Consider the following 11,866-nt stretch of genomic DNA (forward strand, 5'->3'; position numbering starts at 1 on the left):
ATGCGAAATCGCGCCTTGCGAATCTTTGAGAGCAGAAGATCCCTCCATCCTCAAGGACTCCGCCGATGACCTTCAAGGCTGAATACATCTGGATCGACGGCACCGAGCCGACCGCCAAACTTCGTTCCAAGACCAAGGTGATGGCGGACGGTGCGGAGCTCCCGATCTGGGGCTTCGACGGGTCCAGCACCAACCAGGCCGACGGCTCCTCCTCCGACCGGGTGCTCAAGCCGGTCTTCACCTGCCCGGACCCGATCCGCGGCGGCGCCAACGTGCTGGTGCTGTGCGAGGTGCTCAACATCGACATGAGCCCGCACTCCAGCAACACCCGCGCCGCCCTCGTCGAGGTCGCCGAGAAGTACGCCGACCAGGAGTCGTGGTTCGGCATCGAGCAGGAATACACCTTCTTCAAGGAGGGCCGCCCGCTCGGCTTCCCGATCGGCGGCTTCCCCGCCCCGCAGGGCGGCTACTACTGCGGCGTCGGCGCCGACGAGGTCTTCGGCCGCGAGATCGTCGAGAAGCACCTCGACTACTGCATCGAGGCGGGCCTGGCCATCTCCGGCATCAACGCCGAGGTCATGCCGGGGCAGTGGGAGTTCCAGATCGGCCCGGCCGGTCCCGTCGAGGCCTCCGACCACATGTGGATCGCCCGCTGGCTGCTCTACCGCACCGCGGAGGACTTCAACGTCGGCGCCACCCTGGACGCCAAGCCGGTGAAGGGCGACTGGAACGGCGCCGGCGCGCACACCAACTTCTCCACCAAGGCGATGCGCGAGGAGTACGACCCGATCGTCACCGCCTGCGAGGCCCTCGCCGCGAACGCCCTGGAGCACGTCAAGCACTACGGCGCCGGCATCGAGGAGCGCCTCACCGGCCTCCACGAGACCGCCCCCTGGAACGAGTTCAGCTACGGCGTCTCCGACCGCGGCGCCTCGGTCCGCATCCCGTGGCAGGTCGAGGTGGAGAAGAAGGGCTACATCGAGGACCGGCGTCCGAACGCCAACGTCGACCCCTACCTCGTCACCCGCCTCATCGTGAACACCTGCTGCTCCGCCCTGGAGAAGGCCGGCCAGGTCTGATCCGACCGCAGACTCGAAGGCCGCGGAAGCCCTGCCGGGGGTCTCCGCGGCCTTCGGCGTTCCGCTCGTCCGCTCACCCGCCCCCTTCGGCCGCGTCCGGGGCCTCTCGGGGAGAATCGACCCGCGAGCGCGGCCAATGCGGCGAGCCGAGCAAGACGATACGTTTCGACTCGTGAAATGATACGTTCGGGCACGTGAAGACCCCGAACCCGGCCCGTCGCAGCGAGCAGTCGCGCCGGGCCATTCTGAGCGCCGCCTTCGACCTGGTCGCCGAGTCCGGATACGCCAAGCTGACGATAGAGGCGATCGCCGCCCGCGCGGGAGTGGGCAAGCAGACGATCTACCGCTGGTGGCCTTCCAAGGGCGCCGTGTTCATCGACGCCTTCCTCTCCAGGACCTCCGACGAGGAGGGGAGCGTCGCACTTCCCGACACCGGCGACCTCGGGGCCGACCTTCGCCTCACGCTGCGGGCCATCGTCGACGAGTACCACGATCCCGAGCTCGACACGATGACCAGGGCACTCACCGTCGAGTCCCTGAACGACCCCGCGATCAGCGCCGAGATCACCGCGCGACTCCTGGGGCCGCACCTGGAGGCGACCAGGGAACGGCTGCGCAGCGCCCAGCGGGCGGGCCAGGTAGCCGAGGACGCGGATCTGAGCGTGGCCGTGGAGCTGCTGTACGGACCGATCTACCACCGCTGGATGCTGCGCACCGCCCCTCTCACCCACGAGTACGCCGACACGCTCGTGGAGTTCGCCCTGCGGGCCCTGAAGCCCGCGTAGCGGAGCGAAGGCGCGGCGGCCGCGACCGAAATTACCGCGCACGCCACCCGAGCGGGACGGGCCCCGGCCCCGCGGCGCTCCCACCCGCGGAGGCCACCGGGACCGGCGGGTCCGGCCCCGGACAGGATCGGGCGGTGCCCCTCGCAGGCAGCTGAGCACGCATGATGACGTCGGCGGCCGGACGAGAGTGAAACGCCTCCCGGTGGAGCGCTCCCACGCTTCGTCGCCCCCGTTCCACGGGTCCGGACGACCTCACGTCACAAAAATCCTACAAAACAGGTGCTTTAGGACAGCGCTAAACGGGTAGTCGGCGCCGTACCATAACTGCGATGCGGGACGTAGTGGAGCAATTACAGCGCTTGGGCATGTCGGGTTACGAGGCCAAGGCGTACGTCACCCTGGTCGGCGCCGGACAGCCCCTCAACGGCTACGAGGTCGCCAAACGTTCGGGGGTGCCGCGCAGCACGGTCTACGAGACGCTTGGCAAGCTGGTGGCCAAGGGCGCGGCCTACGAGCTGCGCGGCTCCGACGACGCCACCGACTACCTGCCACTACCACCGCGATCCCTGCTGGAGCGCATGCGCAGGGAGTTCGCCGACTCGATCGGGGCACTGGAGGTCGCGCTGCCCGCGATCGTGGCGCCTCCCAAGGCCTATCTGATCCACAGCCTCAAGGACCCCGTAGCGCTGCTCGACCGGGCGGAGGACGTGGTGGCCGGGGCACGGAGCGACCTGTTCGTGTCGATCTGGCCCGAGGAGATGAAACCGCTCTCCCCGCTGATCAGGCGCGCCGTCGAGCGCGGGGTCGAGACCTCGGTGATGCACTTCGGCGTGGCGCGGGAGCCGGTCGGGAACCTGTACGAGCGCCGTTTCCCCTTCCCCGCGCCCCTGCACGAGGGCGAGGGGAGCGTGAAGGAGGACCAGGACCACCGGCTGCTCGTCGTCGCGGGGGACCGGCGGGAGGCCCTCGTCGGCGGTTTCGCCGGCGGCACCGCGTGGGGCGTCTACACCGAGGACCCGGCCGTCGTCGCGATGGCGGTCGAGTACGTCAGGCAGGACATCGCCCTGCAGATCGTCGCCGACCGGGTCGGGCACGAGGCCATGCGCGAGATCTGGACGACCGACTCCGAACTCAGACGCTTCCTCAGCGACCGCGACCGCCCGGCCGTCCTGCTGCGCGCCGCCGGGATGCCCGGTCACCGTCTCCACGGTTCCCTCGCGCCCCCCGCGACTCCCACCCCTCATGACCACGCCTGATCAATGCTGGCTTTAACACGGATGTGACATCCTTCGGAGAGATTGTCCTTAATATCGGCTATCTCCATCTCGGGGGAAGGCAGGACATGGAAAAACCGGTCATCATGACGGTCGACGACGATCCTGGCGTGTCCCGTTCCATCGCCCGCGACCTGCGGCGCCGCTACGGCCACGCCTACCGCGTCATCCGGGCCGACACCGCGGTCGAGGGCATGGCCAGTGTCCGCGAGCTGCGGCTCAGGGGCGACGACGTGGCGGCGATCCTCGCCGACTACCGGATGCCCCAGATGAACGGCGTGGAGTTCCTGGAGCAGGCGATGGACCTGTATCCCTACGCGCGCCGCGTACTGCTGACCGCCTACGCCGACACCGATGCCGCGATCCAGGCGATCAACGTGGTCGATCTCGACCACTACCTGCTCAAGCCGTGGGACCCGCCGGAGGAGAAGTTCTACCCGGTGCTGGACGCCCAGCTCGACGCCTGGCAGCGGACGGATCGGCGCGAGTCCGACGAGCTGCGGGTGGTGGGCGCGCGCTGGTCGGCCCCGTCGTACGAGGTCAGAGAGTTCCTGTCGCGCAACCAGGTGCCCTACCGCTGGATGCTCGCCGACTCCTCCGAGGGCGCCGAGCTGCTCGCGGCGGCCGCGGAGGCCGGGGAGAAGGGGGCCGCCGGCCCGGCCAGGCTGCCGCTGGTCATCACCGGAGACGGCACGAAGCTCACCGCGCCGAGCACCTCGGAGCTGGCCGAGGCCGTGGGGTTGTCCACCGCCCCGGCCACCGACTTCTACGACCTGATCGTGATCGGGGGCGGTCCCGGCGGCCTGGGGGCCGCGGTCTACGGCGCCTCGGAGGGGCTGCGCACGGTGATGGTCGAGCAGCACGCCTCGGGCGGGCAGGCGGGCCAGAGCTCCAGGATCGAGAACTACCTGGGCTTCCCCGACGGCGTCTCCGGCGCGCAACTCGCCGATCGCGCCAGGCGCCAGGCGCTGAAATTCGGCGCCGAGCTGCTCACCGCCCGCACGGTCACCAGCCTTGAGGTCAAGGGCCAGGCCCGGGTGGTCGGCTTCGCCGACGGCGGCTCGATCGCCGCGCACACCGTCATCCTCGCCACCGGCGTCTCCTACCGGCGGCTGAACGCCCCCGGCCTCGACGACTTCATCGGCTCCGGCTGCTACTACGGCGCGGCCCTCACCGAGGCGCCCGAGTGCGCGAACCGTGAGGTCTACATCGTCGGCGCCGCCAACTCGGCGGGCCAGGGCGCGGTCTACCTGTCGGGGTACGCCAGCAAGGTCCACCTGATCGTGAGGGGCGACGGGCTGGAGAGGACCATGTCGCACTACCTGATCGAGCAGATCTCCCAGATCCCGAACATCGAGGTGCACACCGAGACCGAGGTCGTCGGCGCCGAGGGCGAGGGCCACATGGAGCGGATCACGCTGAAGGGTCCCGAGGGCGAGCGCACCGTCGAGGCCGAGTGGCTGTTCGTCTTCATCGGCGCCCAGCCGTTCACCGACTGGCTCGGCGACACCGTCGAACGCGACGCGAAGGGCTTCGTCCTCACCGGTCCCGACCTGACCGCCGACGAGAACAGGCCGCGCAACTGGCCGCTCCGGCGCGGGCCGTACCACCTGGAGACGAACGTGCCGGGGGTGTTCGCCGCCGGCGACGTCCGTGCCGACTCGATCAAGCGGGTCGCCTCCGCGGTCGGTGAGGGCGCGATGGCCGTGGCCCTCGTCCACCGCTACCTGGAGAAGACGTGAGTGCCCCCGACGAGGTCTCCTGCGGCGCTCACGAAGGAGGTCACATGATCGACATCGAGGTGCTCCGCGGGCTGTTCCTCTTCGAGAAGCTCGACGACGACAAGCTCCGGTGGCTCGCGAGGTACGGGGACGAGGAGGAGTACGAGGCGGGCGACCCGATCGTCAAGCAGGGGGATCCCGCCGACTGCTTCGCCGTGCTCGTCGAGGGCGAGGTGGTGATGGTCACCGAGACCACCGCCGGGCCCGTCACGATGACCCCCACCTCGCAGCCCGGCGCCTACGGCGGCGCGGTCCTCGCCTACCTCGGAGACCGCGCCCCGGCCACCTACGCCCACACGCTGCGCGCCACCAAGCCGACCCGCATGTTCATGCTCCCCGCCAGGAAGTACGGCATGATCATGGCCGAGTGGTTCCCGATGGCGGTGCACCTTCTGGACGGGGCCCGTCTGGGCGGGATGGCACAGCGGGAGCTCATCGACCGGCGGCAGCGGCTGACCGCGCTCGGCACGATCACCGCCGGACTCACCCACGAGCTCAACAACCCGGCCGCGGCGGCGGTGCGGGCCGTCGACGACCTGCGGGTCCGGATGAAGACCTCGCGCAGGCGGCTGGCCGTGCTGGCCGAGGACGGCATCGAGCCCCACCGGCTGAGCGCCCTGGTCGACCTGCAGGAGGCGTGCGCCGCCGGCCTCGCGGAGATGCCGCCCCGCTCCCCGATGGAGATCTCCGACGCCGAGGACGAGTTGTCCGACGCCATGGAGGACGCGGGGGTGGAGGACCCCTGGGAGATCGCCTCGCCCCTGGTGGCGGCCGGCTTCAAGCCGGAGAAACTGGACAAGATCCGCGAGGCGCTGGGCGAACGGTACCTGTCCGGGGCGATGCACTGGCTGGCGGAGGCCATCGAGATCACCCAGATGCTGAACGAGGTGACCGACGCGACCGAGCGGATCTCCTCGCTGATCGCCTCCGCCAAGCAGTACTCCCAGATGGACCGGGCGCCGTACCAGACGGTGGACGTGCGGGAACTCCTGGACAGCACCCTCACCATGTTCCGCGGCAAGATCCCGCCGGGGATCAGCATCGTCACCGACTACGACCCGGACCTGCCGCCCATCCCGGCCTACGCCGGGGAGCTCAACCAGGTGTGGACCAACCTGATCCACAACGCGCTGGACGCGATGGCCGGCACCGGCGTCCTGACCGTCCGCACCCGCCTCGAGCACGACACGATCGCGCTGATCGAGATCTGCGACAGCGGCCCCGGCGTCCCCGAGGCCCTGCGCGAGCGGATCTTCGAGCCGTTCTTCACCACGAAGGCGGTCGGCGAGGGCACGGGGCTCGGCCTGGACATCTCCTTCCGCATCGTCGCCGGCCGGCACGGCGGCGACCTGCGCGTGGAGTCCAAGCCCGGCGACACCCGCTTCGAGGTGCGTCTGCCCCTCACCGAGACGGCCGCTCCCGGCTGACACCGGAACGTGGGGTCCTCCCGCCCGGCGGCGGGAGGACCCCACGGCCTCCATGGCGTCCGGCCGGTTACCGCGGTCCGGGAGGCGTGGGCGTTCGGTTCGGAAGGCGCGGGTGCTCAGGAGCCGTGGCCGCTCGGCGGTCATGAGCGCTCAGGAGCCGTGGACACCACCCGCGATCTCCATCAGGCGGGCGAGGACCTTGCCGCCGGAGACCCTGACACCGTCGTGCTCCCACTCGTTGGTCACCCAGGTCCGCACGCTGCCCACCGCCTTCGCGGTGCGCATGGACAGGCCCTGATCGACGTACATGTCGTCGTAGTAGACGGCGGCGGTCACCGGAACCCGGTTGGCGGCCAGCCGGGCGGGATCGTAGAGGGCCGGCCAGTCCGAGACGGTGGCGAGAATCTCGGCGGCGCCCTTGAAGGGGCGGAGCGCGGCGATCTCGTCGAACATCCAGGGATAGATCATCTCTCCGGTGGGCAGGGTCGGCCCGGCGTCCTCGCGGAACTCCTCGGGCAGCAGCCGGTGCGCGGCCCAGCCGGTGGCGGCACCCTGGGCGTAGATCGACTCGTGCAGGACCGCGTAGAGCGGGTTGCCGACGAAGCCGGTGGCCATCATGACCTCGTACAGGAACAGGTCGGAGAGCCTGCCGCCGCTCCAGGCCTCCTCCAGCACCCAGTGCAGGTATTCGGCCCCGTCGCTCATGCCCAGGCACATGCCGAGGGTCTGCAGGCGGCGCACGGTCAGCACGTCGCCGTCGGGCAGGAGCACCTCGCGAAGGCGCAGGTGGGCCGCGATCGCGTCCAGGCGCTCGGAGTCGTGCGGGTAGCGGGCGAAGTAGCGGTTCACCTTGTCGCGGACCCGCGGGTAGGTGCGGGAGTAGACGTCGTCGGCGGTGGCGTCGAGCCCGACCAGGCCACCGGTCACGTAGCAGGCCGCCAGGCCCTCGGGAGCCCGGGAGAGGTAGGTCAGCGTGATGAAACCGCCGTAGCTCTGACCGAGGGTCTCCCACGGCCGGTCACCGGAGAGCTCGCGCCGGATCAGCTCGGCGTCGGCCACGATCGAGTCGGCCCGGAAGTGCGCGAGGCGGGCGGCGAGCTCGGCGTCCGTGTCGCGTACGGTCTGCGCGGTGATGGGGGTGCTGCGGCCGGTCCCCCGCTGGTCGAGCAGCAGGACCCGGTGGGTCTTCAGCGCGTGTCCCAGCCATCCGTCGGCGGAGGCCGGGCGAGGCGACTTGCCTCCGGGGCCGCCCTGCAGGAACAGCAGCCACGGGAGGTCCTCCCCCCGTCGTTCCGGGGCCACCGCCTCACGGGCGAAGACCTCGATCGTCTCGCCACCGGGGTCGGCGTGGTCGAGGGGAACGGTGAACACGTGGTCGGTGAGCGCCACACCGGGCAGAAGGACAGTCACCCACGGAAAGCTATCGGACCCGTACGCCCGTTCTCACTTTCGCGTGCCGCCAGGGGCACGGCCTCACTGCGCCGGTTCAGCCGGACACGTGTCCCGCCGGGGCTGGGGCGGAGGGCTCGACGCGGCCCGCCGGGCGCACCGCGTGGCTGCGCAGCAGGAAGTCCTCGACGACCAGGGTGGCCGCGCCCAGGGCGACCGCCTCGGCGCCGAGCCTTCCCAGCTCGATCGACGTCTGTGAGAAGGGCAGCGGCAGGGCGTACCGGGAGGCCGCGGCGCGGATCTCGGGGAGGAACCTCTGCCCGAGGAGGGACCCGGCCCAGCCGCCGAGGATGACACGCTCGGGGTTGAGGAGGTTGATGAGGTTGGCCAGCCCGGCCCCCAGGGAGCCGACGGCCTCCTCCAGCGCGGGCCGCGCGAGCGGGTCGGCGAGGAACTCGGCGAAGACGCTCTCCTCGTCGTCACCTCCCAGGTCCCTGCCCGCGCCGGCGAGTATCGCCTCGGCCCCGACGTAGGCCTCCAGGCAACCCTGGCCGCCGCATCGGCAGGGACGCCCACCAAGAACAATCTTGGTGTGTCCCCACTCACCGGCACCGTTCGCCGTTCCCCGGTAGGTGACGCCACCGTTGACGACGCTCGCCCCGGCCCCCGTACCGATGAAGGCCATGACCAGGTGCTGGGCACCCTTGCCCGCGCCGAACCAGAGCTCGGCCTGGCCCGTCGTCTTGACCCCGTTGTCGGCGAAGACTGGCAGCGAGGTGCCCTCGCGGATGAGCGCGCCCAGGGGAACACCGTCCCAGCCGAACGCGCGGGCGTGGATGAGCAGGTCAGGCCCCTGCTCGGCGACGCCGGGTACACCGAGGCCCATGCCCAGCACCTCGGACTCGGTGGCTCCGGCGTCGGACAGGACCGCCTCAAGACCGTCGAGGACGTGACGGGCCACCACCGCCGGCTCGTGGTGGCCCGGGTCGAGGGCGAACTCCTTTTTCGCCCGCTCCCGCAACGCCAGGTCGTACAGCTCCACGCGGACGCGTGTCTCTCCGACGCCCACCCCGACCACGTATCCGTACGAGGGATCCACCCTGAGCATGATCCGTGGCCGCCCGCCGTCCGAGTCGACGGAACCCGTCTCCACCACGATGCCGTCCGTGATGAGGTCGCCGATGACGTTGCTGACCGTGGCCGCGCTGAGCCCGGTCAGCCGGGCGAGATCGTGCCTGCTCAACTCGTCTGCGAAGTACAGCGTCCACAGGACCACGGACCGGTTGCCCTTGCGCACGTCACGAAGGGTCCCCCGCTGTGGACGGCTCATACTTCTCCCCCGGGGAATTAATTTCAGATGTTAGTACAACTATTCTAGTCACTGCCGATCCAGGCTTTCCCGCCGTGCCCACCTGTCCTGGAACGGTCCGCTCGCCTCGGGTACCGCGCGGGTTTCCCAGGCCGCGACCACGCGTCCGCCGTTCCAGGCGATCCCCCGACCGAGAACCTCCGCGACTCCCTTTTCAGAACTCGCATGACTCATTAATCTCATAAGCCACTAAATCGGCTACCGGCCATTATTCCAACGTCACTCTCCGCCAAAGTTGACCAATCGTGACAACCAACCGCAGGGGTGAGACCGTCGAACAAGTCGACGGCGCTCGGAAGGGGACGGGATGGTTCCGGGATACCGCGAGGTTCGGGAACTCGGCATCGGCGGAGGCGGGCGCGTGGTGCTGGCCACGTACGCCCCCACCGGCGCCTACGTGGCCATCAAATACCTCAACGCGACCCTCAAGGACGATCGTCGCTTCCTGGCGCGCTTCCGCGCGGAGGCGCGCGTCATGGTGGAGTTGCAGGACCCGAACGTGGTCCAGCTCTACGAGTACTACGAGGACGTCCTCGAAGCCGCGATCGTGATGGAGCTGGTCGACGGGGTCGCGCTCAGGCGGATCCTGTCCGAGCACGGCAGTACGAGCCCGGAGGCGGCGCTGGCCGTGCTCAAGGGCTCGCTGCTCGGTCTGGCCTTCGCGCACACCGCCGGCATCGTGCACCGCGACTACAAGCCGGAGAACGTGCTGATCCAGGCCGACGGCGGCAGCAAGCTCGCCGACTTCGGCATCGCGGCCCACGTCGGGGAGGCGGGGGTGACCGCGGGCACTCCCGCCTACATGGCCCCCGAGCAGTGGGAGGGGGCGCCGGCGAGCGCGGCGAGCGACGTCTACGCGGCCACGTGCGTCTTCTTCGAGTGCCTCACGGGCCACCGGCCGTACGCGGCCGATCACCGCGTCGTGATGATGCACCGGCACCGGCACGCGCCGATCCCGGCGGAGGAGGTGCCGGCGTCGGTACGCGGGCTGGTCACGCGAGGTCTGGCCAAGAACCCGGCGGACCGGCCGCGGAGCGCGCGGGCGTTCCTGGAGGAGCTGGAGACGGCCGCGCGGGCGGCGTACGGACCGGACTGGGAGCAGCGCGGGCGGCGGCACCTCGCCGAGCTCGCCACGCTGCTGGCGCTGGCGTTCCCGCTGGCCAAGCCCACCCCGAAGGCCGGCTCCTCGGTCGCCCGGACGGTGCTCGGCCGGGTGGGACGGGCGCGCCGCCCCCGGCTGGGCCCCCGGACCCTCGCCGGGCTGGGAGTGATCACCGTCGCGATGACCGCCGGTGTGATCGCGGCCAACCGGCCGCAGGACCGGCTCTCCGCGGACACGATCTTCACCCCGCCGCCCAGCTCCGCGATCATCCAGGAGACCCCCGCGCAGCGGCGGCAGAGCCGGGTGTCGGCACCGCCGGACCCCTCCCCTGAACCCGACACCCCCTCGCGAAGCGCCGCCGTCAAAAAGCCCGTCTCCCCCTCGGGTGGCGCGAACCCCGGCCAGGCCACCTCGCGCCCCTCCCTGGTCCCGGCCCCCACCCGGACGGTGGTCGCCCCACCCTCCCCACCCCCCACACCGACCGCTTCGCAGCCACCGCCCCCGCCGCCCACCTCCACGCCCACACCCGCCCCCGAGCCCACGCCAACGGCGACACCGGGGCCCGCGCACACAGTGAGCGGCCTGAAGGTCGTGGGAATCGACGCGCACGGGACCACGGTCGGCTTCCGCGCCTCCACGACCGGGAACGTCGCGGTGACCGTCACCTTCGCCGAGGGCCCCGACCGTGACCGGCTCGTCCGGGCGTCCTCGCACACCTCCGTGATCGGCGGGCTGAAGACCTACTCCCACACCGTCCCGCACGCCTTCACCGTCCCCGCCTGCGGGCAGACCCTCTACCGTCGCGTCACCGTCTCCACCGTGCCCCGTTCCACGGGCGGGACGGCGGGCCGCACGGAGCGGGTCCACGGCGAGCCGTGCGCGCCACCCGCCGTCTCGATCACCTCCTTCGACGGCACCACGGTCAGGTTCCGGGTGCGGACCCCCACCACCTCGGCGGTGACCGTGCGGCTCGGGTTCGCCCAGAGAGCCGGGGGCACACGTGGGACCCCGACCGGCGGCGTGCGGGAGCTGGAGCTGTCCGGCGCCACCGAGTACGAGCGGGAGGTGACCGGGGAGTTCCCCGACCTGCCCGAGTGCGGGGGGTACGTCACCCGGCTGGTGACGATCACCACCTCTCCCGAGGGGGACACCCCCTCCCGGACGGCCAGGATCGACCTGCCCTCCTGCACCCCCGATCCGGGCACCGGCCAGGACCAGGACACGGGCGCGAGCCCGGGTTCACGAGAGCCGCGGAACTCCGAGAACCCGGGTCCGCGGGAACCGCGGGACTCCGAGGGGCCCACAGGGAAAGAGCCCGGCCTGATCGACCTGGACGTAGACCTCGACCTGGGCGGCATCCTGTGAGCCGACCACGCCCGCGCCGCGTGGTGGTCGGCCGCCGAAGTGATCGGCCGCCGACCCCTCAGGACCGCCCCGGCCCGTGACGCGTCCTCCCACCGGCTCCCCGCCGGGGAGGGCGGGCCAGTGCCTCGGCGAGCCTCGGGGCGCCGCGCCCACCGTACGCGAACGGGTCCCCGTCGGCGGGCCACCGCCCCGTTGAGTGCCCGCCCGGCCACGGGTGCGCGCGGGGAACGGCGTGCGCATAGGGTGGATTACGCCCACCAGATCCGGACATAAAGCGATTTAATTGATAAAACCG

General features: G+C 70.8%; 8 protein-coding genes. 6 read left to right on the forward strand and 2 right to left on the reverse strand.

Features of this window, described 5'->3' with window-relative positions:
• The first annotated feature begins 65 nt into the window (after positions 1-65).
• From glnII to ACFY3V_RS05110, 5 genes are all read left to right on the forward strand, one after another.
• Positions 66-1,079, forward strand: a complete 1,014-nt coding sequence (glnII, locus tag ACFY3V_RS05090; RefSeq protein ID WP_362898685.1) for a glutamine synthetase — start codon at positions 66-68, stop codon at positions 1,077-1,079.
• 194 nt (positions 1,080-1,273) lie between these two features.
• A complete protein-coding gene (locus tag ACFY3V_RS05095) occupies positions 1,274-1,864 on the forward strand; it encodes a TetR/AcrR family transcriptional regulator (protein ID WP_350944776.1) in 591 nt (196 codons plus the stop codon).
• A 329-nt stretch (positions 1,865-2,193) separates the two neighbouring features.
• A complete protein-coding gene (locus ACFY3V_RS05100; protein ID WP_362898687.1) occupies positions 2,194-3,120 on the forward strand; it encodes a helix-turn-helix domain-containing protein in 927 nt (308 codons plus the stop codon).
• An 86-nt stretch (positions 3,121-3,206) separates the two neighbouring features.
• Positions 3,207-4,880 (forward strand): FAD-dependent oxidoreductase, encoded by a 1,674-nt coding sequence (locus ACFY3V_RS05105; RefSeq protein WP_362898689.1) that lies wholly within the window; start codon positions 3,207-3,209, stop codon positions 4,878-4,880.
• Between the two features lie 44 nt (positions 4,881-4,924).
• Positions 4,925-6,346: an ATP-binding protein gene (locus tag ACFY3V_RS05110; RefSeq protein WP_362898691.1), complete on the forward strand. Its 1,422-nt coding sequence runs from the start codon at positions 4,925-4,927 to the stop codon at positions 6,344-6,346.
• A 150-nt stretch (positions 6,347-6,496) separates the two neighbouring features.
• Here the strand turns inward: ACFY3V_RS05110 and ACFY3V_RS05115 are convergent, their stop codons facing one another.
• Together ACFY3V_RS05115 and ACFY3V_RS05120 are read right to left on the reverse strand one after the other, a co-directional pair.
• A complete protein-coding gene (locus ACFY3V_RS05115; protein ID WP_389770108.1) occupies positions 6,497-7,756 on the reverse strand; it encodes an alpha/beta fold hydrolase in 1,260 nt (419 codons plus the stop codon).
• A gap of 76 nt (positions 7,757-7,832) precedes the next feature.
• On the reverse strand, positions 7,833-9,065 hold the full coding sequence (locus tag ACFY3V_RS05120) for an ROK family transcriptional regulator (RefSeq protein ID WP_362898695.1): 1,233 nt from the start codon (positions 9,063-9,065) through the stop codon (positions 7,833-7,835).
• A gap of 346 nt (positions 9,066-9,411) precedes the next feature.
• On the opposite strand from ACFY3V_RS05120, the gene ACFY3V_RS05125 reads away from it, so the two are divergent.
• On the forward strand, positions 9,412-11,571 hold the full coding sequence (locus tag ACFY3V_RS05125) for a protein kinase (RefSeq protein WP_389770112.1): 2,160 nt from the start codon (positions 9,412-9,414) through the stop codon (positions 11,569-11,571).
• The last annotated feature ends 295 nt before the right edge of the window (positions 11,572-11,866 follow it).

It is taken from the genome of Streptosporangium sp. NPDC000095, assembly GCF_042899335.1.
Taxonomy (GTDB): Bacteria; Actinomycetota; Actinomycetes; order Streptosporangiales; family Streptosporangiaceae; genus Streptosporangium.

Bases quoted from the DNA above. Each gene is read 5' to 3' on its own strand.
- glnII (WP_362898685.1), top strand. From the start codon at position 66: ATGACCTTCAAGGCTGAATACATCTGGATCGACGGCACCGAGCCGACC.
- ACFY3V_RS05125 (WP_389770112.1), top strand. From the start codon at position 9,412: ATGGTTCCGGGATACCGCGAGGTTCGGGAACTCGGCATCGGCGGAGGC.
- ACFY3V_RS05120 (WP_362898695.1), bottom strand. From the start codon at position 9,065: ATGAGCCGTCCACAGCGGGGGACCCTTCGTGACGTGCGCAAGGGCAAC.
- ACFY3V_RS05110 (WP_362898691.1), top strand. From the start codon at position 4,925: ATGATCGACATCGAGGTGCTCCGCGGGCTGTTCCTCTTCGAGAAGCTC.
- ACFY3V_RS05105 (WP_362898689.1), top strand. From the start codon at position 3,207: ATGGAAAAACCGGTCATCATGACGGTCGACGACGATCCTGGCGTGTCC.
- ACFY3V_RS05100 (WP_362898687.1), top strand. From the start codon at position 2,194: ATGCGGGACGTAGTGGAGCAATTACAGCGCTTGGGCATGTCGGGTTAC.